Here is a 24,670-nt window from a genome sequence, read left to right on the forward strand (position 1 = left end):
GGCCGACGTGCTTGGCTACTTCGGCCGCCGCCTGGTGTACGTGGTGGTGACGCTCTGGGCGATCTCGATCGTCACGTTCGTCATCATCAACCTGCCGCCGGGCGACTACGTCTCGACGCTAGTCGCGAACGCGCAGGCGGGCGGCGAGGGCATCACCCCGGCGGAGATCGCCAACCTCAGGCACCGCTACGGCCTGGACGAGCCGCTCATGGTGCAGTACTGGAGCTGGATCACGGCCATCGTCTTCCACGGCGATTTCGGTCAATCGTTTGCCTGGAATCAGGCGGTCTCCACGCTCATCGGCGAGCGGGTCGCCCTGTCGGCGGTGCTGTCGATCAGCTCGCTGCTCATGGTCTGGGCGATCGCGTTCCCGATCGGCATCTACAGCGCGGTCAAGCAGTACTCGTGGGGCGACTACACGGCGAGCTTCTTCGGGTTCATCGGCATGGCGGTCCCGGAGTTCATGCTGGCGCTGGTCCTCATGTACGTGGGCTTCCGCTTCTTCGGCCAGAGCGTGGGCGGCCTGTTCTCGCCCGAGTTCCAGGACGCGGCCTGGAACCTGGGCAAGGTGCTCGACCTGCTCGGCCACCTGTGGGTGCCGATCGTGGTGATCGGCGTGTCGGGCACCGCGGGCATGATCCGGGTCACCCGGGCGAACCTGCTGGACGAGCTCTACCGGCCCTACGTGCACACGGCCAGGGCCAAGGGCCTGCCGGAGTGGAAGCTGCTGCTGAAGTACCCGGTGCGGATGTCGCTCAGCCCGTTCTTCAGCACGGTCGGCTGGCTGCTGCCCGGGCTGATCGGCGGGGAGACGATCGTGTCGGTGGTCATGAGCCTGCCGACCGGCGGCCCGCTGCTGCTCAACGGCGTCATGAACCAGGACATGTACCTGGTCGGCAGCTTCATCATGATCCTCAGCACGCTGACCGTGATCGGAACCGTGGTGAGCGACCTGGCGCTGGCGTGGTGGGACCCGCGAATCCGCAAACGGTACAAGAGAGAGTAGCGCCACATGTTCCTCAGGCGACCTTCCAAGGAAGTGGGAACGCTGCCGCAGTGGCGGCTGATGTGGCGGCAGTTCCGCAGGCACCGGCTCGCGCTGGCCGGCGTGGCCATCCTGGTGCCGGTGTACTTCGGGGCGATCTTCGCGGAGTTCTTCGCGCCGATGTCCAGCTCGACCGCGAACACGTCCATGACGTACGCGCCGCCGCAGCTGCTGCGCTACTCCGGCGACCTGGGCCTCTACGTGCACGGCTACCGGACCGAGCGCGACCCCAAGACGTACGAGCAGCGCTACACCGAGGACCCCGGCAAGCGGATCGACGTCGGGCTGTTCGTGCACGGCGACGAGTACAAGCTGCTCGGCCTGATCCCGTCGGACATCCACCTGATCGGCCCGGTCACCAAGGGCGAGCCGGCCTTCCTGCTGGGCGCCGACCAGAACGGGCGCGACCTGCTGTCCAGGCTCATCCACGGGGCCCGGGTGTCGCTGTCGATCGGCCTGGTCGGCGTCGCGGCGAGCTTCTTACTCGGCATGCTCATAGGCGGCATATCCGGATATTTCGGGGGCGGCGTGGACAACGCCGTGCAACGGGTGATCGAGTTCCTCATCGCGATCCCGACGCTGCCGCTCTGGATGGCGCTCTCGGCCGCGCTCCCGACCGACTGGGGGCCGCTGACCAGGTATTTCGCGATCACGGTGATCCTGTCGCTGATCGGGTGGACCGGGCTGGCGAGGGACGTGCGCGGGCGGTTCCTGTCGCTGCGCGAGGAGGACTTCGTCATGGCCGCCCGGCTGGACGGCGTGAGCCGGCTGTCGATCATCTTCCGGCACATGATCCCGTCGTTCGCCAGCCACATCATCGCGTCGTTGTCGCTGGCCATCCCGGGCATGATCCTCGGCGAGACGAGCCTGAGCTTCCTCGGGCTCGGCCTGCAGGCGCCCGCGGTGAGCTGGGGCGTGCTGCTGGAGGGCGCCCAGAACGTCCGCGTAGTCGCGAACGCGCCCTGGCTGCTGGCGCCGGGCGTCGCGGTGGTCATCGTCGTGGTGGCCATGAACTTCTTCGGTGACGGGCTTCGCGACGCCGCCGATCCTTACGGAGGGAGCCGGCGTGGCCGCAGACGACGTGCTGCTTGAGATCGAGGACCTGCGTACCCACTTCCTGCTGGACGACGGCGTGGTGTGCGCGGTGGACGGCGTGGACCTGCGGGTGCGCAAGGGCGAGACGCTGGCCATCGTCGGCGAGTCCGGCTGCGGGAAGAGCGTCATGGCGCGCTCGATCCTGCGCCTGGTGGACCCGCCGGGCCACATCGAGGGCGGGCGGATCACGCTGCACCGCGAGGGCGGCCCCGTCGAGCTGGTCGGCGCCGACCGCAAGCTGCTGCGGCAGATCAGGTGGCGGGACATCGCGATGGTGTTCCAGGAGCCGATGGCGTCGCTGAGCCTGGTGCACACGATCGGCAGCCAGATCGTGGAGGCGGTCCGGCTGCACGAGAACGTCGGCAAGGCCGCCGCCCGGCAGCGCGCGATCGAGATGCTCGACCGGGTCGGCATCCCCAAGCCGGAGCGGCGGGTGGACGCCTACCCGTTCGAGCTGAGCGGCGGGATGCGGCAGCGGGCGATGATCGCGATGGCGCTGTCGTGCCGGCCGAGCCTGCTCATCGCCGACGAGCCGACGACCGCGCTGGACGTGACCACCCAGGCGCAGATCCTGGAGCTGCTGCGGGACCTGCAGGCGGAGTTCGGCATGGCGATCATGCTGATCACCCACGACCTGGGCGTGGCCGCGCAGGTGGCCGACCGCATGGCGGTCATGTACCTGGGCCGGGTCGTCGAGTACGGGGCGGCCGAGCAGGTGCTGGCCGAGCCGCGGCACCCGTACTCGCGGGCGCTGCTGCGCTCGATGCCCCGGCTCGGGCGGGCCTCGCGCACCCGGCTGACGGCGATCAAGGGCATGGTGCCGCCGCCGTTCAACCGCCCGGACGGGTGCACGTTCCACCCGCGCTGCGACGCCGTGCTGGCCGGGAAGTGCGACACGGTGCCGCCGCGCCGGGTTCCGGTAGGCGACCGCGAGGTCTCCTGCCTGCTCTACGAGGAGGAAGCGTGAGCACCGAACCTCTCCTCAGCATCGAGGGGCTGACCAAGCACTTCCCGATCCGCAGCGGGCTGCTGGGCCGCCAGGTGGGTGCGGTGAAGGCCGTGGACCAGGTGGACCTGACCATCGCGGCGGGCAGCACGCTCGGCCTGGTCGGGGAGTCCGGCTGCGGCAAGACCACGCTCGGCCGCTGCATCGTGCGGGCGCACGACCCGACCGGCGGGCGCATGCTCTACCGGCAGCCGGACGGCTCGGTGATCGACGTCGCGGGGCTGAAGGAGAAGGAGCTCAAGCCGTACCGGGCGCAGGTGCGGATGATCTTCCAGGACCCGCACTCCTCGCTCAACCCGCGCAAGACCCTGCGCGAGATCATCGGCGAGCCGATGCGGGCACACAAGTACGGCACCAAGGAGGAGATCGACGAGCGGGTCGGCGAGCTGCTCGACCGGGTGGGCCTGCGCCCCGAGTACGCCAACCGCTACCCGCACGCCTTCAGCGGCGGCGAGCGCCAGCGGGTCGGGATCGCGCGGGCGCTGGCCCTGTCGCCCCGGCTGGTGGTGGCCGACGAGGCGGTGAGCGCGCTGGACGTGTCGGTCCGCGCCCAGATCCTCAACCTGCTGACGGACCTGCAGGAGGAGTCGGGCCTGGCCTACCTGTTCGTCAGCCACGACCTGGGCATCATCGAGCACGTCGCGGACGTCGTCGCGGTCATGTACCTGGGCAAGGTCGTCGAGCAGGGCCCCACCGAGGAGCTGTATGCCCGGCCGCGGCACCCGTACACCGAGGCGTTGCTGTCGGCGGTGCCCGACCCCGATCCGGCGGCCAAGCGGCACCGGGAGCGGATCAAGCTGCTGGGCGACATCGCCGACCCGGCGCACGTGCCGCCGGGGTGCCCGTTCCATCCGCGCTGCGTGTACGCCAAGGACACCTGCCGTACGGAACCGCCGCCGCTGCGCGAGGTCGGGGGCCGCCGGGTGGCCTGCCACTTCGCGGAGGAGCTGGAGCTGCGCGGCGTGCCCGACCCCGACGTGCGGGAGGTGACGGCATGAGCGAGCGAAGCGAGCGACCAATCAACACAGCCGATCCGCGCTTCGACGGGATCGTGCGCCCGTCGGCGGTCCTGCCGGGTGCGCGCGAGGCGCTGCTGCCCGCGCCGCACGGGCCGGACAACCACGCGGCCAACCTGCTGCGCACGCGCGACGGCGGCCTGCTGTGCACCTGGTTCAGCGGCCCCGAGGAGGGCCATCCCGGCACGAACGTCGTGCTGTCACGGCTGACCGGCGACCGCTGGGAGCGGCCCCGGGTCGTCGCCGCCGACCCGGAGCGCAGCGAGCAGAACCCCGTGCTGTTCGAGGCGGACGGGCTGGTCTGGCTGCTGCACACCTCCAGCGAGCCGTACGACCAGACCACCGCGCACGTCGTGGCCAGGACCTCGGCGGACGCGGGACGTACGTGGAGCGAGCCGCGCGTGCTCTTCGCCGAGCCCGGCACCTTCGTCCGGCACCCGCCGCTGATCCTGGACGGCGGCGCCTGGCTGCTGCCCGCCTACCACTGCGGGAAGTCCGGCGACTGCAGCGTCGTCAAGGTCAGCGCGGACGGCGGGCGCACGTGGGACGAGCACGAGGTGCCCGGCAGCGGCGACGTGGTGCAGATGACCATCGCGCGGCGGCCTGACGGCGGGCTGCTCGCGCTGTTCAGGGACCGGAGGGCGGGCCGCATCCACGCCTCGACCTCGTCCGACGGCCGGGCCTGGTCCGCTCCCGAGCGGACCGGCCTGCCCAACAACGACTCCTCCGTCCAGCTCACGAGGGTGGATGGACGGCTCGCGCTCGTCTACAACGACGCGAGCCTGGAGCGCGACCAGTTCAGATGGGTGCGCAAGAACGGGCAACTCCGCAAGAAAGCGGTGCGCACCCCGCTGGTCCTCGCGGTGTCGGAGGACGGCGGCGCCTGCTGGCCGTACCGGCAGGTGCTGCAGGACACCGACCCCGAGTACTGGCAGAACGAGCTCGGCTACTCCTACCCGAGCCTCATCGACGGCGGCGGCGGACGCCTGCACGTCGCCTTTTCCTACCTGCGGAAAACCATCAAATATCTGGAGATTGGCCAGCCATGAAATTCCGGCAGAGCATTTTATACGGGGCGCTGGCGGCAGCCGTGGCCGTCCCGTCGTACTTCACCGACGACGACGGCGGCGGCCAGGTGCAGGTGGAGCCCACCGGCTCCTACGCCTGCCGCCAGGACGTGGCCGCCCCCGACCCGAACGTCCCCAAGGTGCACGCAGCCGCGATCGCGCAGGCGCCGACGGGCGACATCCTGACCGTCTACTACGGCGGCACCTCCGAGGGCGCGTCCAACCAGGCGCTCTACCTGTCGCGCCTGGCGGTGGGCAAGCGGACCTGGTCCACGCCCGAGGTGGTGTTCGACGAGCCGGGCAAGGCCGACGGCAACCCCGTGCTGTGGTCGGACGGCAAGCGCCTGTACCTGTTCTTCGTGACGATCGAGGGGCACGGCTGGGAACAGGCCCCGATCCGGCTGATCACCTCGGACGACGGCGGCCACACCTGGAGCGGCCCGACCTACATCCGCAGGGAGTGGGGGTGGATGGTCGGCACCAACCCGATCCGCATGTCGAACGGCGAGGTGCTGGTGCCGATCTACGACGAGGCCGGGTCCAGCTCGGGCTTCTACGTGTTCAGCCAGGACATGAGCTCGTGGAAGGCGTACCCGGAGGAGCACACGAGCTGGATCCGCACGCCGAAGAGCTCGATCCAGCCGACGGTGGTGGAGGTCGAGCCGGGCAAGTTGGTCGCGTACATGCGCACCGGGGACGGCGCGATCTACAAGAGCCAGTCCACCGACTTCGCCCGCACGTGGAGCGCTCCCGTGGCCGAGCCCATCGGCAACCCGAACTCCCGGATCGCCGCGCTCAAGCTGGACAACGGCAAGCTGGTGCTGGCCTACAACCCCTGGGTCGAGCACCGCTCCCCCATGCGGGTGTCGCTCTCTCCGGACAAGGGCCGGACCTGGGAGAACTCGGTCGACGTGGAGGCCCAGTCGGGGCCGCAGTTCACCTATCCGGTGATGACGCAGAGCAGCGACGGCTTCATCCACATGGTCTATTCCTACAACCGCAACAACATCCGGCACGTCGTCTTCAACGAGCAGTATCTCCGCGACGCCGTGGGCCTGCTGTCGAACTGGCCCCAGCACACGATCACCGAGTTCAAGAACGGCGTGCGCCGAAACGTCGTGTCCAGGTGCAGCTACACGCCTGCCAAGGGGGAGTCTGAATGAACATGAAGGCCCGTGGGCTCGCGCTGCTCGCGCTCGCTCTGACCGTCACCACCGCCCCGGTCTCCGCCAACGCCTCGGCCTCGGCCGCGGCCTGCAAGGACGTGCCGAACAAGTACAACAAGCCGTTCAGCGTCTGCGACGACGAGCTGTTCGTCTTCGCGGCCAACTACAAGCCGTTCGAGGCCACCGCCGACGAGAACCGGCAGGCGAGCAAGGTCTTCGACGAGGTCATCGGCAACAAGCTGCGCGCCGCGTTCCCCAACGTCAAGATCAAGTACGCGACGTGGGACTACCCGGTCCGCTACGAGGACCTGAAGAAGGCCGGCGTCACGCCCGACATCGTCATCGACGACCCGCGTACCCGCATCGACCGCGACCTCGAGCCGCTGGGCTGGGTCGGCGACCTCACCCCGTCGCTGCAGCAGGCCGGCATCGACCTCGGCAAGCTGAACCAGGCGGCCGTCGAGCTGGTCAAGTCGCGCTCCGACGGCGGCATCTACGGCGTGCCGCTCTTCATCGACGAGCACGTGCTGCTCTACAACAAGAAGATCTTCGACAAGTTCCGGGTGCCCCACCCCAAGGCCGGCATGACGTACGACGAGGCGTACCGGCTGGCCAAGAAGCTGACCCGCGACGAGGGGCTCGACCACTACAAGGGCTACATGCAGCACCCCGACCAGTACCTCGAGTTCAACCAGCTCGGGCTCTACCCGTTCCTGCCGACCACGAGCGAGCAGCCCAAGCCCGAGGACGTCAAGGTGAGCATCACCGGTGACGGGTGGAAGCAGCAGGTGGAGAGCCTGTACCGGTTCCTGATGATCCCGCGCAACGAGTTCACCACCGTGAACGACTTCTTCAAGGGTGACATGGCCAAGCCGGGCCACCTGGCCATGGCGGTGGACACGCTGTCCCGGCTGAACATGTACGCGGGCCGCGAGCTGTTCATCGAGGACGGGGACGAGGAGCAGTTCAAGGAGGACGCGAAGAGCGTCTCCATCGGCGTCTCCACGGTGCCGGTGCTGCAGTCGGGCTCCAAGGCGGTCTACCAGCCGAACAGCCGGGCCGCGTTCATCCCGCCGGCGGCGGCGCACAAGGACCAGGCGCTGCAGGTCGTGAAGTGGCTGGTGTCGGAGGAGGCCCAGACGGAGCTGTCGAAGCAGGGCGTCAAGGCCGTACTGCAGACCGACGCCGTCGTGTCGAACTTCGGCAAGAGCGTGCCCGAGCTGGCGAACCTCGACACCTCGGCCGTCTACTGGGGCGAGAACGCCACGGTGAAGAACTACCAGAACACCGAGTACTGGGACCTCCCCCTGTGGCAGGTCTTCCGCCAGCACGTCCTGCGCGACGGCATGACGCCCGAGCAGTCGCTGACCGTGACCGAGCAGGAGGGCATCCCCGCCTACATCAAGGCGCAGGCCGCCGCTGGGAAGGACTGGTGACCCTTTGACCACCGTGGAACGCTGGGGCGTCCACGAGCTCGAGCTGGCCGGTCCGGCGGGCGGCAACCCCTTCGCGGAGGTCCGCCTGTCGGCCCGGTACCGGTACCGCAACCGCATCGTGGAGGCTGAGGGCTTCTACGACGGTGACGGCGTCTACCGCGTCCGGTTCATGCCGGACGCGGTGGGTCCGTGGCGGTTCACGACCGTCAGCAACGTCGCCGAGCTGGACGGGCACACCGGCGGCTTCGAGGTGACGCCTGCTTCCTCCGGGAACCACGGCCCCGTGCGGGCCGTGGGGACCGGCTTCGCCTACGCGGACGGAACGCCGTACCTGCCGTTCGGGACGACCTGCTACCACTGGACGCACGACATGGACGAGGACCGCGAGCGCGAGACGCTGCGGACGCTCGCGGCCTCGCCGTTCAACAAGCTCCGCATGTGCGTGCTGCCGACCGGGCAGATGGCGCCGCCGGAGGTGCCGTTCGCAGGTGCGGATCCGGACGGGCTGGACAAGACCCGCTTCAACCCGGTGTTCTTCCGCCACCTGGAGGAGCGCGTCCGCGACCTGCGGGACATCGGGGTCGAGGCCGACGTGATCCTCTTCCACCCGTACGACGGCGGTCTGCGCGGCGTGGAGGACATGGGCAGGGAGACCGACCACGCCTACCTGCGCTACGTCATCGCCCGCCTGGCGGCCTACCGCAACGTGTGGTGGTCGGCCGCCAACGAGTACGACTTCAACCGGGCCAAGACCGTGCACGACTGGGACGACGTCCTGCGCACGATCCTCCGGCTGGACCCGTACGAGCATCTGCGGTCGATCCACAACGGGACGCGGATGTACGAGGTGGCGTCGCTGTACGACTTCACCAAGCCGTGGGTGACGCACCAGAGCATCCAGCACTGGGACGCCACGCTGACCGGCGAGTGGCTCACGGCCTGCGCCAAGCCGGTGGTGATCGACGAGATCTGTTACGAGGGCAACCTCGGCAAGCGCTGGGGCAACGTGACCGGCGCCGAGCTGGTGGACCGGTTCTGGGAGGGCATGGCGCGCGGCGGCTACGTGGGCCACGGCGAGTCGCTGACCGGCCACCAGGAAAGGGCCTGGATCGGCAACGGCGGCGCGCTGTTCGGGGAGAGCCCGGCCAGGATCGCCTTCCTGCGCCGGATCATGGAGGAGCGCCGCGACGGCACCATCCTGCGCTACCTCGGGCGGCGGCAACCGGCCCACGTCGCGGTGGAGCTGCCGCCGGACGGCGAATACGAGGCCGAGCTGATCGACGCCTGGGACATGACGATCATCCCGGTGGACGGGACGCACCGGGATCGGGTGCGGGTCGGGCTGCCGCGCCGGCCGTACCTGGCGCTGCGAATGACAAGGGTGTGAGGCCGATGACCATTGCTGGCCCGATGGCGACCACCGCGCTCGGCTGGCACCTGCACGGTGAGAAGCGGCGCGCCCAGACGCTCGCCACGCTGGAGTCCTCGCCCTTCGACCGGGTGCGGATGGCGGCGTGCGCCACCAGGTGCACGCTCGACGAGCTGGAAGAGCGGGTGGCGGAGCTGGCGGCGATCGGCGTGGCCGCTGAGCTGGTGCTGCTGCATCCCGGTGACGGCATCGCCGACCTGGGCGCGGCGGTCCGCTATCTGGCGGAGGTGGTCCCGCGGCTGGCTCCCCACGCGAACGTGTGGTGGTCGCTGGCCGCCGATCCCGCCGCCTTCCCGTTCCTGTCGGAGCACGACTGGGTGCGCCTGGCCGATCTGGTGGCCGAGGAGGACCCCGGTCACCATCCGCTGTCGATCACTGTGGAGGCGGGGTCGCCGCTGTTGTGGCGGCGTGCCTTCACTCATGGGAGCGTGCGCGCGCCCAGCCCCCGGGACGCCTGGATGCAGACGCGCGACCATCACAAGCCGGTGCTCATGGACATGTGCGGGTACGAGGGGGACTCGGACGATCCGTGGCTGAGCCTGACGGCCGAGCAGGTCGTGTCCCAGGCGTGGGACGGTGCGGTGCGGCGCCGCTACCTCACCCATGGCGAGTCCTACGCCGACGACGACGGGCTGACCTGGTCGGAGGCCGGTGGCACGCTGGCAGGCACGGCCGTGCCCCGGCTCGGACTGCTGCGGGAGGTGATCGCCGAGACACCACCGCAGGCGCGCTACCGCGACAGGGACGCGCCGATGCTGGAGCTGCCCGGGCAGTTCTACCTGGAGTTCTGCGGGGAGCACCGGTTCCCGCAGCGGGAGTACGAGGTGCCCGCCGGGCGATACGAGGTCGAAGTGATCGACACGTGGGAGATGACCGTCACGCCGCTGGGGGTGCAGGAGGGCGGGACGGTGACCGTACCGCTGCCGGTGGCGGTGGGCCAGGCCGTCCGGCTGCGGCGGCACCCGTGAGGGGTACCGCCGCCATCGCCGAGCCGGGCGGGAAGGTCGTCGAGGTCGTGGCGGGCGCGGACGGCCCGGAGATGCGGCTGCGTCATCGCGACGCGTCCGCCCCGCACCTCCGGGCGCCGCTCCACGGGATGCTCACCGCCTCCACCGGCCGCCCGTGGCGCGTCGAGCCCGCCGGCTCCGTCGAGGTGGCCGGCACGGACGAGGCCGTGGTGGTGACGGCCAGGACCGGGCCGCTGAGCGCGCGCCTGGAGCTGGCCTTCACCCCCGACGGGCTGCTCACCCTGGGCGCGACCTGGCACAACGACTCCGGGCATGAGGTCACCGACGTCGCGGCGGGCCTCCTGATCCCCCTCCCCACCGCCGACGCCAACGTCACCATGCCCGGCGTCCTCTACAACGGCAACCCATCCTCCGACCCGCGCCGGAGAGTGCCCCGCATCGAGCCGGGCGGAGGGTTCGTCTGCGAGGAGGACCGCCTGCCCGTCCCCGCCGTCAACGCCGCCTGGGACGACCGGTACGTCAGCCTGTTCGCCCACCCGACGGCCCGCCGCGCCGCGGACGGCACGGTCACCTACGACTCCCTGGGAGTCCTGCCGGGCCTGACCGTGGCCGCCATGACCGGCGTGATCATGTTCGACGGGAAACCCGACGTCTGCTACGTCAGCAAGGCCGAGGTGGCCGACCACCCGATCGGCTACCGCACGCTCGCGCCGGGCGAGACGATCAGCACCAGGCACACCCTCGACTGGGGCCCGGTCGAGCCGCGCGGCCTCGGCTTCAGGAAGCTCGTGCACACCGGGCTCTACCAGGAGAACGGCGGCGCCCGCCCGCTGGAGCGCGAGGACATCGTCCGGCTCAAGACCAACGCCATGGACACGCGCTGGACGGGCCAGGGCTACCTGGCCTACACGGGCACCCGCCACGGCAGGCCCAGGTCGTACCTGTACGGCTGGACCGGGCAATGCCTCAAGCTCGCCCTTTGCGACGCCCTGCTGGGCCGCACGGAGCGGGCCCGCCGCGCCGCGGACTTCTACGTCGAGGGCAGCGGCACCTCGACGAAGGGCCTGCGGTACGGCCGGTACCTGCTCGACGACGGCAGATGGGAGATGTTCCGCAAGGACGGCACGGACTTCGTCTCCAGCCGGGCCCACGGCGAGACGGTCGCCGATCTGGCCGCGATCGCCCTCCACTTCAGGGAGGCGGGCCTGCCGGTACCGCCCGCCTGGGAGGAGGCCGTGGCGGACGCCGCCGCCTTCTTCTGGCGGACCAGGCTGAAGGAGGGCATCGTCCCGATCGGCTGGACGCCGGACGGCCGGCCGTTCTCGGCGATGGTCAGCGCGGCGGGCATCGCATGCGTGCAGGCCATGCTGGGCGCGTACCGGCTCAGCGGCGAGCACGTCTGGCTGCGGCGGGCCGAGGAGGTGCTGGGCCGCTACCACCGGCTGCACGCGGCCACGTTCGAGCGGCCGTTCGCGCACGCCACGCTGGACGCGTCCGGCGAGGACAAGGAGGCCGGGATGTACTACTTCCTGGCCGCCTTCGAGCTGTACCGGCTCACCGGGCGCGAACTCTACGCGCAGTGGGCCGAGGCGGCGGCGGACTGGCTGCTCACCTTCGTCTACGTGTGGTCGCCGGAGTTCGACGCGGGCAGCACCTTCGACCGGCGCGGCTTCCAGGCATGCGGCTGGCCGTCGGTGAGCGTGCAGAACCACCACCTCGACGTGTTCTTCCCGACGTCCGAGCTGATGGAGTTCGGCCTGGCCACCGGCAAGCCCCGGTACGCGGCCAGAGCCGAGACGATCCTGCACGCCATGGGCCAGGGCATCTGCCAGCAGCCCGGCGACTGGGGCTTCGACGTGCCCGGCGAGCAGGGCGAGGGGTTCTTCCAGACCAACTGGCAGCGCAAGGGCGAGGCGAACACCTGGAACCCGTCCTGGGTGGTCGCCCTGCCCCTCTATCACGCGCTCCGCATGAGGAAGGTGACATGACGGAGGAAGAGGCCTGGCGCTACGCGGACGAGCTCCGGGACCGGGTACGCCCGCCCGAGTTCCCCGACCGCTGGTTCGACGTCACCGAGTTCGGCTCGGGAACGCAGGCGTTCCGCGGCGCCGTCGAGGCATGCCATGGAGCGGGCGGCGGCCACGTCCGGGTGCCCCCGGGGACGTACCTCACCGGCGCCATCCACCTGCTCAGCAACGTGGACCTGCACGTGGAGCAGGGCGCGACGATCCTGTTCAGCACCGACCCGGCCGACTACCTCCCGGCCGTCTACACCCGCTTCTCGGCCATCGAGTGCTACAACTACTCCCCCTTCATCTATGCCTACGGCCAGGAGAACATCGCGATCACCGGCGCCGGGACGCTGGACGGCGGGGCGGGGCCCGAGCACTGGTGGCCATGGGTGGGCACGCCGGAGTTCGGCTGGCGGCCGGGCACGCCGCACGAGGCCGGGGACTGGGCTTCGTTGCAGCGGATGGCCGCGGAGAACGTGCCCGTCGAGGAGCGCGTGTTCGGCGCGGGCCACTTCCTGCGGCCCAACCTGATCCAGCCGTACCTGTGCCGCAACGTGCTCGTCGAGGGCGTCCGCGTCGTCCGCTCCCCCATGTGGGAGATCCACCCGGTGCGGTGCGAGAACGTCCTGGTCAGGAACGTGTCGATCCACTCACGCGGCCCCAACAACGACGGCTGCGACCCCGAGTCGTGCCGGTCGGTGGTGATCTCGGGCTGCGTGTTCGACGTCGGGGACGACTGCATCGCCATCAAGGCGGGCCGGGGCCCGGACGGGCGGCGGGTGGGGGTGCCGTGCGAGGACGTGCTGATCGAGGACTGCGACATGCGCTACCGGTACGGCTCGGTCGCGATCGGCACCGACACGACCGGCGGGATCCGCAACGTGTTCGTGCGCCGCTGCCGCTGGGGCGGCGAAGGGCTGTACTTCGGGCTCTACATCAAGACGAACTCGGCGCGGGGCGGCTTCGTGGAGAACGTCTACGTCAAGGACATCGAGATCGACGGGCTGACCAAGGAGGCCGTCTCGATCGACCTCTACCACGGCGACGGGCACAACGGCGACGAGGCGCCGGTCATCCGCAACATCCACGTCGCGGGGATGCGAAGTGACCGGACGCGCAGTGCGTACCTGCTGCGGGGCTATCCGGAGCAGCCGCTACGGGAGATCACGATCAGGGACAGCACGTTCTCCGGGGTGCGGCGGGCCGACGTGGTCGGGGACGTCGAGGATCTGTCCATCACAGGCGTCACGGTGAGCCGCTAACCGGTCAGCGCCGCACCAAGCCTGCGCATGCCCTCGGCGATCTCGTCGGGGCGGTAGGCAGTGAAGGACAGGCGCAGGGTCGCCCGGTCCGGTTCCGCCGGATAGAAGGGTGCGCCCGGGACGAAGGCGACATCGTGGCGGAGTGCCCGGCGCAGGAGCAGCCCCGTGTCCGGGTCGCCGGGCAGCCGGAGCCAGATGAACATGCCGCCGTCGGGATCGCTCCAGCGGGATCCGGGCGGGGCGATCCGGGCCAGGGCCTCGATCATGGCGTCGCGGCGGGGCCCGTAGACGTCGCGGAGCGTACGGATGTGCCCGTCGAGATCCGCGGTGGTCAGATAGCGGGCCACCGCAGCCTGGTCGAGGGTGGAGGTGTGCAGGTCGGTTGCCTGCTTGGCGACGGCGAGCACGCGCAGGAGGGCCGCGGGGGCGCGGAGCCAGCCCACGCGCAGTCCGGGGGCGCCGATCTTGGAGAAGCTGCCCAGGTAGATGGATGCCTCTTCGGCGCCCGGGTAGGAGCTGAGCGGCGGCAGGACTTCGCCCCGGTAGCGCAGCTCGCCATAGGGGTCGTCCTCGAGGATCCAGAAGCCGTGGGCGGCGGCGAGCCCGGCGATGGCGCGGCGCCGCTGGTCGGTGAGCGTGCGCCCGGTCGGGTTGGCGAAGGTGGGCACCGCGTAGAGCAGCACCGGGCGCTCCCGCTCGACGGCCTCGCGCAGAGCGTCCGGGTCCAGGCCGTCCTCATCGCCGCGGACGGGCACCACCCTGGCGCCGGCGAGCCTGAAGCACTGTAATGCGGCCAGGTACGTAGGCTCCTCGACCAGCACGACGTCGCCCGGATCGAGGAGGGCGGTCGCCACCAGGAAGATGGCCTGCTGCGATCCGGTCGTCACCAGCAGGTCGTCGCCCGCCGTCGCGAGCCCGCGGCCGGTCAGCCGCCGCGCCAGGACGTTTCGGAGCTCGGGATCCCCCTCCGTCGAGGAGTACTGCAGGGCCCGGCGCCCCGCGGACGACAGCACGTGGTCGTAGGCGCCGCGCAGGCCGTCGACGTCGAAGAACTCGGCCGACGGCAGACCGCCCGCGAACGAGATGATCTCGGGCTGATCGATGAGCGCGAGCAGATCCCGGACGGGCGAACTGTCGGCCCGGCCGAGCCGACCGGCAAAAGGACTCTTCGGTGCGGACATGGGGACGCCTCCAGGCCACTCGGCGACGATGCGGGTTTACAGATCGGATCTATTGCTGTTTACGGACATGTCATATTTGTCATGCTTTGAAATGTATTTACGGGAGCGCGGGCGATGTGATCAATTACGAACGTGAGAGACTTTCTCATAGTCGGCGGCGGGGTGGCAGGCGCCAGTGCGGGGTACTTCTTGGCGGAGTGCGGCGCTGTGACCCTGCTCGAAATGGAGCACGCCCCCGGCTATCACTCGACCGGCCGGTCGGCCGCGCTCTTCTCAGAGTATTTCGGCAACCGTACCGTGCGAGCTCTCACAGCGGCGAGCCGATCCTTCCTCGCCGCACCACCATCCGGCTTCACTGACGGCCCGCTGCTGACGCCGCGCGGCGTGCTGGCGTTGTGTCCGGCGGGCGGGGAGAAGCTGTTCGACGAGGTGCTGGCCGAGGGGCAGGAGGCCCCGACCCCGGCCGTGGAGATCGACGCCGGCGAGGTCGAGCAGTACTGCCCGATCGTGCGCCTGGACTGGTGCAGCCGCGCGATGCTGAAACCCGCGGCGATGGACATCGACGTGGACGCACTCCACCAGGGGTTTCTGCGCGGCATCCGGGCCCGAGGCGGGCAGGTGATCACGTCGGCGCGGGTGCGGGAGCTGTCGAGGAGGAGCGGGGTCTGGAGGGCCGTCACCGACGCGGGCGAGCACACCGCGGCGACCGTGGTCAACGCGGCCGGGGCATGGGCCGACGAAGTGGCCGGGCTGGCGGGGGTGCGGCCCGTCGGGCTGAGGCCGCTGCGCCGCACCGCGTTCCTTGCCGACCTGCCCGACGGCGTGGACGCCGCCTCCTGGCCGATGGTCACCGACGTGGCGGACACGTTCTACGTCAAGCCCGAGTCGGGCCGGCTGCTCGTCTCGCCCGCCGACGCGACGCTCGTGCCGCCCGGGGACGTCCGTCCCCACGACGTCGACGTCGCGATCGGCGTGCAGCGGGTCCAGGAGGCCACCACGCTGGAGATCCGCAGCGTCAGGCACGCGTGGGCGGGGCTGCGCAGCTCAGTGGCGGACGAGCTGCCAGTGATCGGCGAGGCGCCGGACGCGCCGGGCTTCGTCTGGCTGGCCGCGCTCGGCGGCTACGGGGTACAGGCGTCGCCCGCGGTCGGCAGGATCGCCGCCGCGGCGGCGACGGGCACGCCGCCCGACGCGGCGTACTCGGCACAACGCATGTGGAACGGCATGGAACGTCCATGAGCAAGGCGACGGGGGCGTGCAGGGCAAAGGGACCGGTCGCCATTTGAACATTCCTGACGGAGAGGTGCAGATGACCGGCAACCCCCCTGGATTCTCCGGCCGAGCGGTCGACTTCGGTCCGTTCCGTCCGATCTCGGCAATGATCGAAGAGCAGACGGACCGATGTCCCGAGCGCCCGGCGGTCACGTACGACGGCAGGACGCTCTCCTACCGGCAACTGGACGACCTGGTGAACGGCCTGGCGGCCAGGCTGGCCGAGCACGGTGTGACCAGGGGCGACGTGGTCGCGGTCCTGCTGGTCAACTCCCTGGAGCTGCCGGTCACGTACCTGGCGCTGATGAAGCTGGGCGCGGCGTTCGTGCCGCTCGACCCGTCATGGCCGCGGGAGCGGATCCGCGGCACGCTGGAGGTGCTGCCGGACGGGCCGATCCTCTGTGCGGGCGACGGCGCCTTGCCGCAGGAGTCACGTCAGCGAGCGGTCACCGTCGACATCGACGGGATCGTCCCGACAGCCCGCCGCCCGGCGATCGGCATCGACCCCGACGACCTCGTGTACGGCTACTTCACCTCCGGCACCACGGGGACGCCGAAATGTGCGATGAACCGGCACAGGGGGCTGACCAACCGGTTCCGCTTCATGACCCGGTACTTCGCCGCGACCGGCGACGACGTGGTGCTGCAGAACAGCCGGCACACCTCCGACTCCGCGATCTGGCAGCTCTTCTGGCCCCTGACCATGGGCGGGCGCACCGTGCTGCCCGTGCAGGGCGAGTTCCTCAATCTCCGGCACACCATCGACCTGATCGCCCAGTACGGCATCACCACCGCCGACTTCGTGTCGAGCGTCTTCAACGGGCTGGTGGCGATCGTGGACGGTGACGAGACGGCCTTGGGGAGGCTGTCGTCCCTGCGCCGGCTCGTCGTCGGCAGCGAAGCGGTCAACCCGCAGGCGGTCCACCGGCTGATGACCCTGCTGCCCGGACTCAGCGTCACCAACGGCTACGGGCCGACGGAGGCGTCCATCGGGATGGTCTTCCACCCCGTGTCCGCGGCCGACGGCGACCGGATCCCGCTGGGCCACCCGATCGACAACTGCTACGCCGTGGTGGTCGACGACGACCTGCGCCCGCTGCCACCAGGAGCCACCGGCGAGATCGTCATCGGCGGTGCCTGCCTCGGCGCGGGATACCTGGGTGACCCCGAGGCCACGGCCAGGGCGTTCGTCCGCAACCCGTACCCGGAGGCGATCCCCGGAGACCGGCTCTACCTCACCGGCGATCTCGGGCACCTGGACGATGAGGGCCGGTTGTTCTTCTCCGGGCGAAAGGACTCCCAGGTCAAGATCCACGGCGTGCGGATCGAGCTGGGCGAGATCGAGGCGGCGGCGCAGAGGTGCCCTGGCGTGCGGCAGGCGGAGGTCCTGGTGGCCGAGCAGGCGGGCACGAAAGTACTCGCGCTGTTCGCCTCCGGCGGCGGGCTGACCAAGGCCGCGCTGAGCGAGGAACTGCGCCGCACCCTGCCCAGAACCAGCATGCCCCGCTACTTCTTCCTCCTTCCGGAGATGCCGCTGCACGACAACGGCAAGGTCGACCGGGGGCGGCTCCAGGAGATCCTCGACGGCAGGCTCGCCGAGGACACCGCGCTGCTGGCCGAGAGCACGCCGACCACGAGCCTGGCCGACCAGGTCCTGCGGGCGATGCGCTCGGCGCTCGGCTGGCCGGGCCTGACGGCGGGCATGCACTTCGCGGAGTCGGGCGGCGACTCCATCCAGGCCCTGTCCGTAGTGCACATGATCACCGCGGAGTCCGGGGTGCGGGTCGACGTCAAAGACCTGTACGACCATCCGAGCGCCGACGCGCTGACCCGGCTGATCGAGCGCCGCCGGCGCGACGGCGCGGCCGTCGAGGAGGAGTCCGTGCTGATGGCACGCGACGCGGCGGTGCCCGAAGGCGAGCCCATCAGGCACGTGACCAGGTCAGGCAGGTTGCAGACCGTGCTGGTCACGGGGGCGACCGGCTTCGTCGGCAGCCGCCTGGTCCACGAACTACTGACCCGTACCGGCCTGCGGGTGCGCTGCCTCGTACGGGCGGCCGACGGCGACGCGACCGCGCGGGTCGTGACCGCGCTCGCCGAGCGGGGACTCTGGGAGCGGCGCTTCGCCGACCGGCTGGAGGGGTACGCGGGCGACCTGGCCTCACCCGGCCTCGGCCTGGACACCAGGACCTGGGAGCACCTGGCACGCACCTGTGATCTGGTGCTGCACAACGGCGCGATGGTCAACTTCCTGTTCGACTACCGCGCCCACCGCCAGGCCAACGTCCGTGGCACCATCGAGCTGTTACGGCTCGCGATGGCGTACCGGCCCGTCCCGTTGCACTACGTCTCGACGCTCGCCGCGCTCCAGGAGGAGGCGTTCCACCGCGGCGAGCGCGTCCCCGAGGACTACGACCCCTCCCTCGCCAGGACACCCGTCGGCGGCTACAGCCGCTCCAAGTGGATCGCCGAACGCTACCTCGCCGAGGCCCGGCGCAGGGGCGCGCTCATCACCGTGCTCAGGCTCGGCGAAGTCATGCCGAGCGCCGACAACGGCTACCCCAACCCGCTCGCCCTCACCCACCTGCTGCTCTCGGCGTTCCTGCGACTGGGTGTCCGGCCCGACGTCTCCGCGCGCGCCGACTACACCCCGGTCGACTACGTGGCCTCCCGCGTCGCGGCCGCGGTCTGCGACGACGGCGTCTGGGGCGGCAACCTGCACGTCTTCCGCGCGGAGAGCGTCTGCTTCGACGACGTCCTGGTACGCGCGGGCGCGGCCATCGCGCCCATCCCGTGCGGGGACTTCGTGACGCTCGTGCGCGAGACCGGGCGGGCGAGCGCCGACCGCGAGCTGACCACGCTCGCCTCGCTCCTGCCCGCCATGCGGGACGAGAACGAGCTGCGGCGGGCCTTCAGCGGGCTGCTGACCGACAACCCCGCGCTGTTCCGCAAGGACGAGTGCCACCGGCTCGAACAGCGATGGCGGCTCGACGACGGCACCCTGGACGGCCCTATCGCCGCCTACCACGCCCGGCTGGCGAGCAGGGACGGCGACGCCCTCACCGCGAATCGGGTCCCGACCGGTTGATCACACGACAGAGGGGCTTAGGGATGCGCTACCGCAAGATGGGAAACCTCGGCTGGGAGGTCAGCGAGGTCGGATACGGCATGTGGGGCATCGGCGGCGGCCCCGGCGGCTTCACCGGCTGGGACTACGACGTCGCCCCACGCTGTCTCGACGAGGCCGTCGAACTGGGCTGCACCTTCTTCGACACGGCCTGGGTGTACGGGCGGGGGGTCAGCGAGCAGCTGCTGGGCGCGCTGCTGCGCCGCCACCCCGGCAGGAAGTTGTACGTGGCCACGAAGATCCCCCCGAAGAACCGGGAATGGCCCCCCAAACCGGGCGACACCCTCGACGATGCCTACCCCGCGGACCACATCAGGGAGTCCACCTACCGCAGCCTGGACAACCTCGGGGTCTCGCGCATCGACCTCATGCAGTTCCACACCTGGGAGGACCGGTGGGCCGGCGACGAGCGGTGGCAGGAGGCCATCGCGGGGCTCAAGAGCGAGGGGGTGATCGACGCGGTCGGCATCAGCGTCAACCGGTGGGAGCCGGCCAACTGCTTCGCCGCGCTCGACACCGGCCTCATCGACGTCATCCAGGTGATCTACAACATCTTCGACCAGGCGCCTGAGGACGAACTGTTCGACCGCGCGATGCGTGACGGCATCGGGATCATCGCCCGCGTCCCGTTCGACGAGGGCACGCTCACCGGCACGCTGACGGCCGGCAGCACCTGGCCGGAGGGGGACTGGCGCAGCACCTACTTCGGCCAGGAGAACCTCCTGCCCAGCGTCGAACGGGCCGAACGGCTCAAAGCGGCTGTCCCCGACGGCGTCTCGCTCCCCGAGGTCGCCCTGCGGTTCATCCTCCACCACCCGGCGGTCAGCACGGTGATCCCGGGCATGCGCAAGCCCGCCCACGTACGGGCGAACCTCGCCGCCAGCGACGGGAGACCGCTCGACGACGCCCTGCTGCGCGATCTGCGGCAGCACCGATGGGACCGTGTTCCCGCCTGGTGGTCCGGGTGAACCCGCCGCCGATCGTCATGTGGGCGCACTCGCGCTCGGCCTCGACGGCGTTCCTGCGCATGATGATCGAGCGGGGCGACGTGACCGTCCTGCACGAGCCGTTCCTGGCTCTGACCGAGGAGGGCGCGCTCGAGCTCCCGTCGCCGGACGGCGGGCAGGCGACGGCGCGCTCCGAGAAGGAGCTGCTCACCCGCCTCGCGGAGCTGGCCCGGGTGCGGCCGGTGTTCGTCAAGGAGGTGCTCGACTACGAGTACCCGCACCTCTTCAAGCACCCCGAGGACCTGGCCGGCCTCGTACACACGTTCATCGTCCGCGACCCGAGGCCGACCATCAGCTCGCACTACGCGATCAAACCGGCGGTGACCTGCGAGGAGATCGGCTACGAGCGCCTCGCGCGGCTGTTCGAGCTGGCCTGGGAGGCCACGGGGCGCGAGCCGCTCGTCATCCGCACGGAGCGGCTGGTGCGGGAGCCCGCGAAGGTGGTCGAAACCTTCTGCGCGTACACGGGGCTGGCCTTCCGCCCCGAAGCGCTCACCTGGGCCGCCGAGGACCGGCCTGAGTGGCGGCGGACCCGCCGATGGCACCAGGACGCGAGCGGCAGCGCCGGATTCGAGGAGCGCCGCAACACCTATCCGGCCACCGTGGACAACCACCCCGTCCTGAGGGCCTTCTACGACCACCATCTCCCCTTCTACCAGCGGCTCCTCCAGCACGAGAGGGAGAACCCATGTCAACAGCCATAAAGCAGTCTCCGGGCCGGTTGTTCGCGCAAGCCTTCGCCGACGACCCCGAACGCGCGGAGGTGACCTTCGACTACACCATCACCGAGGCGCACGAGCCGACCAAGGACAGGCCGCGCCTGACCGTGCGCAACCTGCTCAGGGTCATCCCCGTCGAGGGCGACGGGGCCAGGTTCTGGACGGAGTCCCCGCCCAGCGACGAGGAGCGGCAGGCGGTGCGCGACTCCGGCGTCCGTCGTGAGGCGGCGTTCAGGTTCGGGATGGCCGAGGCCAAGGTCCAGCCGATCCGGGCCTGGGTGCAGATCCCCGACGGGCTGACCGACGACCTGGACGCGCTCGCCACCTTCCTCGACTACCGGCTCCTGGTACGGCTCGCCACCGCGGAGAACCTCGCCCTGACGACAGCCCTGCTCGGCCACCCGGAGATCGCCCGCCTGCCGTACGACACCGACTACGTCGCCGGCGTCCTGGCGGCTTGCGACGAGGTGGAACAGTCGGGCGCGACCCCGCACGCGATGATCGTCAACCCCCACGACTACTACCACCGGCTCGTGGGCCGGAGCGGGCTGCTGGCGGAGCTGGCGGCGGGCAACGGCATGAAGGTCAGCCGCAACCGGTGGATCGGCCAGGGAGACGCCCTGGTCGGCGACATCTCCGTGGCGGCCAGGCTGCTCGACGCGCGCCGCTCGGTGATCCGCGCGGCCGAGCCTCCGCCCGGCACGTTCGCCCGGCCGGGCGTGGCCGTCTGCGCCGAGGTGTACGAGGGGGTCGCAGTGCATCTGCCGGGCCTGTTCTACCTGGTCACCCCTGCCGAGAGAAACAGCATATTTCCAGCTGGATAGCAATCAACTACAACAAAAACCAACGAAAGGCGGTGACCGTGTCAGACGCACGCGAGGAATATCGGCGCAACGGTTGGTGGCGAAGCGCGACCTTCCTGGACGACCTTCGACATCACGTGGCGACATTTCCCGAGAAATCCGTACTTATCAGTCGACGAGTCGCCGACGGTCTCACCGATGTCATCACGTATGCGGAGCTCGACCGGCTGACCGACCGGATCGCCCACGGCCTGATCCGGCTGGGCGTGCGGCCGGGTGACTTCGTCGCGGTCCAGTTGCCCAATCGCAGGGAAACGCTCCCCCTGACCCTGGCCTGCATCAAGATCGGTGCGCGCATCGCGCCGCAGATGCCGCTCTACCGGCACCGCGAGCTGGACTTCATGATCCGGCTGACCGAAGCGCGCGTGTTCATCACCGTGAACCGGATCGGTGATCTGCCGACGGCGGAGACGGCCATGACGCTCGCGGAGGAGATCCCGACCCTGGAGCACGTGGTCATCGTCGGCGGCGACGGCCCGCCCGGAGCGCTCGACTTCGACGAGCACCTGCTCGACCCGGAGCCCGGCGATCCCGAGGAGCTCGCCGGCCGGGCGCTGGGCCCGGACGATCCCTTCCTCATCCTGTTCACCTCGGGCACGACGGGAGAGTCCAAGGGCGCGCTGCACAGCCAGAACACCCTCTATGCCGCCATCAACGGCTACCGGGAGGCCTACGACCTGGACGACGACCTGGTCATCATGACCTCCCAGACGTCCATGCACTACGTGGGCCTGGTGATGACGTACCTGACGGCGCTGACGCTGGGCGGCACCGCGGTCACCGCCGACGTCTGGAACCCCGGCCTCTACCTCGACCTCGCGGCCGAGCACGACGTCACGATGTACTACGCCACGCCCCCGTTCGCCAGGGAGATCAGCGAGACGCAGGAGGTCAGCCCGCGCGACCTGTCCAGCCTGCGCATCTTCGTGTCGGGCTCGGCACCCGTCCCGCCGCACCTCGTGGAGCAGGTGAGCGAGACGCTCGGCGTACGGGTGTACGCGCTGTGGGGCATGACCGAGAACGGCGGCGTCACCATGACCCGGCCCGAGGACCCGCCGGAGCGGGCCGGAGAGAGCGACGGCACCGTCGTGTCCGGCATGGAGGTCCGCATCGTCGACGAGGAGAACCGGCCTGTCCCGGCGGGCGAGATCGGCGCTCTGCAGGTACGCGGCGCGGCGCAGTGCCTCGGCTACTACCTGCGCGACGAGATCTACGCCAAGTCGATCACGCCGGACGGCTGGTTCGACACCGGGGACCTGGCCCGCGACGACGGGTACGGCGGCATCCGCATCTCCGGCAGGACCAAGGACGTCATCGTCGCGAAGATGTGCTTCAAGCTGCCGGTGAGCGACCTCGAGGCGCTGCTCGGCAGGCATCCCGCCATCCGCGACATCGCGCTCATCGGCATTCCGGACCCGTCGCTGGTCGAGCTGGTGTGCGCCGTGGTGACGCCGACGGGCGAACCGCCCACGCTCGAGGACCTGCGGACCTACATGAAGGACGCCGGGGTGAACGAGTGGTTCTGGCCCGAACGGCTCGAATTGGTCGACGCGATGCCGCGGACCGTCACCGGCAAGATCCGCAAGGTCGAGCTGCGGGAGCGGTTCGGCGCGGCGTCGGACTGAGGTGGCCGGATCACGGGCGCTCCCGCTGGCCGTCCTGTGCGGGAGCGCCTTCCTCGGCGCGATCGACGTGCAACTGGCGAACATCGCCTTCCCCGACATCCTGCGCAGCTTCCCCGGCAGCAGCCTGCCCGAGCTGTCGTGGGTGTTCAACGGCTACGCGATCGTGTTCACCGCGGCACTGCTGCCGGCGGGCGGACTGGCCGACCGGTTCGGCTACCGCCGGGTCTTCCTCACCGGGCTGGCGGTGTTCGTGCTCGGCTCCACGTTGTGCGCGCTCGCCCCGTCGGCCGGCGTGCTGATCGCCGCCCGGGTCGTGCAGGGCGTCGGCGGCGGGGTGATCACCCCGCTGACGCTCGCCCTGATCCTGCCGTACTACCCGCCAGAACGCCGTGGCACGGCGATCGGCCTGTGGAGCGCGGCGCAGTCGGTGGCGATGGCGTCCGGGCCGTCGCTGGGCGGCCTGCTCGTCGGCGTCTGGGACTGGCGAACGGTGTTCTTCCTCCACCTGCCGGTCGGGCTCGTCGTCCTGGCGGGCGCGTGGCGCATCGTGACCCCGGGCGTGGCCAAGGCCGCCACGTCCAGGTTGCCGGACGTCACCGGCCTGCTCCTGCTGGTGGGGGCCATCGGCCTGCCCTCGCTGGCCATCGTGCAGAGTGACGCGTGGGGCCCCGGCAGCCCCGGCACGATCACCGCGCTCGTCGCGGGCGTCGTCGTGGGCGTCCTGTTCATCCGGCGCGCGCGGACGCACCCCGCCCCCATCGTGGACCTGAACGCCCTGCGGGCGCGCGGCACTCAGCGGGCCAACATCGCGATGTTCCTCCTCGGCCTGGTGATGTTCGCGCTGCCGCTGGCCAACATCCTGTTCCTCACCAGGATCTGGGGATACTCCGATGCCGCGGCGGGGCTCGCCGTCACCCCCGGAGCGCTCGCCCAGGTGTTGACCGCGCCGCTCGCGGGGCGGCTGGCAGCGCGGACCGGCCACCGGACACTGGCACTGTGCGGGGTCGCGCTGCTGGCCTTCGCCACGGCCTATCTGGCGTTCACGGCAGGCCCCGACCGGGCGTATCTCACGGTGGTCCTCCCCGGGGTCGTCCTGGCCGGGGCCGCCGTCGCCATGCTGGTCACCTCACTGAGCGGCGCGGCCGTGGCCGAGATCCCGCCCGCACGGCTCGCCACCGGCACTGCCCTGTCGGTCACCACGCGGGCCTGCGGCGCGGTCATCGGCGTCTCGGCGCTCGTCCTGGTCCTGTCGGGCAACCGGCTCGGCTCGATCGGCGCGTACCAGGGGGTCTGGGCGACCATGCTGGGGATCTGCGCCCTCGTCGCGGTCGCCGCCGCGAGCCTGCGCACCCCGGAGAAAGCCTCTGCGTAGCA

At 70.4% G+C, this 24,670-nt stretch carries 19 protein-coding genes; 18 read left to right on the forward strand and 1 reads right to left on the reverse strand.

The genetic code is table 11. The features are described 5' to 3' along the window. Window positions 1-7: 7 nt before the first annotated feature. The 11 genes from ABN273_RS24375 to ABN273_RS24425 are packed head-to-tail and all read left to right on the forward strand — an operon-like array spanning window position 8 to window position 13,502. On the forward strand, window positions 8-1,006 hold the full coding sequence (locus tag ABN273_RS24375; protein WP_349451295.1) for an ABC transporter permease: 999 nt from the start codon (window positions 8-10) through the stop codon (window positions 1,004-1,006). Between the two features lie 6 nt (window positions 1,007-1,012). Next, the gene (locus ABN273_RS24380) at window positions 1,013-2,137 is read left to right on the forward strand and encodes an ABC transporter permease (RefSeq protein WP_349451296.1); all 1,125 of its coding nucleotides are present in this window, start codon (window positions 1,013-1,015) and stop codon (window positions 2,135-2,137) included. Beyond that, complete coding sequence (locus ABN273_RS24385; RefSeq protein WP_349451297.1) at window positions 2,112-3,107, forward strand: ABC transporter ATP-binding protein; 996 nt, start codon at window positions 2,112-2,114, stop codon at window positions 3,105-3,107. Before ABN273_RS24380 ends, ABN273_RS24385 begins: the two co-directional genes overlap by 26 nt. Then, window positions 3,104-4,144, forward strand: a complete 1,041-nt coding sequence (locus ABN273_RS24390; protein WP_349451298.1) for an ABC transporter ATP-binding protein — start codon at window positions 3,104-3,106, stop codon at window positions 4,142-4,144. Before ABN273_RS24385 ends, ABN273_RS24390 begins: the two co-directional genes overlap by 4 nt. Then, window positions 4,141-5,211, forward strand: coding sequence for a sialidase family protein (locus ABN273_RS24395; RefSeq protein WP_349451299.1), 1,071 nt, complete (start codon window positions 4,141-4,143; stop codon window positions 5,209-5,211). Before ABN273_RS24390 ends, ABN273_RS24395 begins: the two co-directional genes overlap by 4 nt. Further along, entirely contained in the window at window positions 5,208-6,392 is a 1,185-nt protein-coding gene (locus ABN273_RS24400; protein ID WP_349451301.1) for a sialidase family protein, read from the forward strand. Before ABN273_RS24395 ends, ABN273_RS24400 begins: the two co-directional genes overlap by 4 nt. After that, window positions 6,389-7,831, forward strand: coding sequence for an ABC transporter substrate-binding protein (locus tag ABN273_RS24405; RefSeq protein ID WP_349451302.1), 1,443 nt, complete (start codon window positions 6,389-6,391; stop codon window positions 7,829-7,831). Before ABN273_RS24400 ends, ABN273_RS24405 begins: the two co-directional genes overlap by 4 nt. A 13-nt stretch (window positions 7,832-7,844) precedes the next feature. Further along, window positions 7,845-9,218 (forward strand): DUF5060 domain-containing protein, encoded by a 1,374-nt coding sequence (locus tag ABN273_RS24410; protein ID WP_349451437.1) that lies wholly within the window; start codon window positions 7,845-7,847, stop codon window positions 9,216-9,218. Window positions 9,219-9,223: 5 nt separating this feature from the next. Then, on the forward strand, window positions 9,224-10,228 hold the full coding sequence (locus ABN273_RS24415) for a DUF5605 domain-containing protein (protein WP_349451303.1): 1,005 nt from the start codon (window positions 9,224-9,226) through the stop codon (window positions 10,226-10,228). Continuing rightward, window positions 10,225-12,216 (forward strand): AGE family epimerase/isomerase, encoded by a 1,992-nt coding sequence (locus tag ABN273_RS24420; protein WP_349451304.1) that lies wholly within the window; start codon window positions 10,225-10,227, stop codon window positions 12,214-12,216. Before ABN273_RS24415 ends, ABN273_RS24420 begins: the two co-directional genes overlap by 4 nt. Further along, the gene (locus ABN273_RS24425; RefSeq protein WP_349451305.1) at window positions 12,213-13,502 is read left to right on the forward strand and encodes a glycoside hydrolase family 28 protein; all 1,290 of its coding nucleotides are present in this window, start codon (window positions 12,213-12,215) and stop codon (window positions 13,500-13,502) included. The genes ABN273_RS24420 and ABN273_RS24425 overlap by 4 nt, the downstream gene beginning before the upstream one ends. On the opposite strand, the gene ABN273_RS24430 is transcribed toward ABN273_RS24425, so the two are convergent. Further along, window positions 13,499-14,683 carry an aminotransferase-like domain-containing protein gene (locus ABN273_RS24430; RefSeq protein ID WP_349451306.1) on the reverse strand — a complete coding sequence of 395 codons (1,185 nt, stop codon included), beginning with the start codon at window positions 14,681-14,683 and terminating at the stop codon, window positions 13,499-13,501. The genes ABN273_RS24425 and ABN273_RS24430 overlap by 4 nt on opposite strands. Before the next feature lie 132 nt (window positions 14,684-14,815). Here ABN273_RS24430 and ABN273_RS24435 point away from each other — a divergent pair, with 132 nt between their 5' ends. The 7 genes from ABN273_RS24435 to ABN273_RS24465 all read left to right on the forward strand — a co-directional run bounded on the left by ABN273_RS24435 (window position 14,816) and on the right by ABN273_RS24465 (window position 24,668). After that, window positions 14,816-15,922, forward strand: coding sequence for an NAD(P)/FAD-dependent oxidoreductase (locus tag ABN273_RS24435; RefSeq protein ID WP_349451307.1), 1,107 nt, complete (start codon window positions 14,816-14,818; stop codon window positions 15,920-15,922). A gap of 139 nt (window positions 15,923-16,061) precedes the next feature. After that, entirely contained in the window at window positions 16,062-19,043 is a 2,982-nt protein-coding gene (locus ABN273_RS24440) for an amino acid adenylation domain-containing protein (RefSeq protein ID WP_349451308.1), read from the forward strand. Window positions 19,044-19,066: 23 nt separating this feature from the next. Continuing rightward, entirely contained in the window at window positions 19,067-20,050 is a 984-nt protein-coding gene (locus ABN273_RS24445; protein WP_349451309.1) for an aldo/keto reductase, read from the forward strand. Continuing rightward, the gene (locus ABN273_RS24450; protein WP_349451310.1) at window positions 20,047-20,793 is read left to right on the forward strand and encodes a sulfotransferase-like domain-containing protein; all 747 of its coding nucleotides are present in this window, start codon (window positions 20,047-20,049) and stop codon (window positions 20,791-20,793) included. Before ABN273_RS24445 ends, ABN273_RS24450 begins: the two co-directional genes overlap by 4 nt. Continuing rightward, a complete protein-coding gene (locus ABN273_RS24455; protein ID WP_349451311.1) occupies window positions 20,778-21,632 on the forward strand; it encodes a family 3 encapsulin nanocompartment shell protein in 855 nt (284 codons plus the stop codon). Before ABN273_RS24450 ends, ABN273_RS24455 begins: the two co-directional genes overlap by 16 nt. A gap of 38 nt (window positions 21,633-21,670) precedes the next feature. Next, window positions 21,671-23,296 (forward strand): AMP-binding protein, encoded by a 1,626-nt coding sequence (locus ABN273_RS24460; RefSeq protein ID WP_349451312.1) that lies wholly within the window; start codon window positions 21,671-21,673, stop codon window positions 23,294-23,296. A gap of 1 nt (window position 23,297) precedes the next feature. After that, window positions 23,298-24,668, forward strand: coding sequence for a DHA2 family efflux MFS transporter permease subunit (locus ABN273_RS24465; protein WP_349451313.1), 1,371 nt, complete (start codon window positions 23,298-23,300; stop codon window positions 24,666-24,668). Window positions 24,669-24,670 lie beyond the last annotated feature (2 nt).

The organism is Nonomuraea sp. B19D2 (assembly GCF_040137845.1).
Classification (GTDB): domain Bacteria; phylum Actinomycetota; class Actinomycetes; order Streptosporangiales; family Streptosporangiaceae; genus Nonomuraea.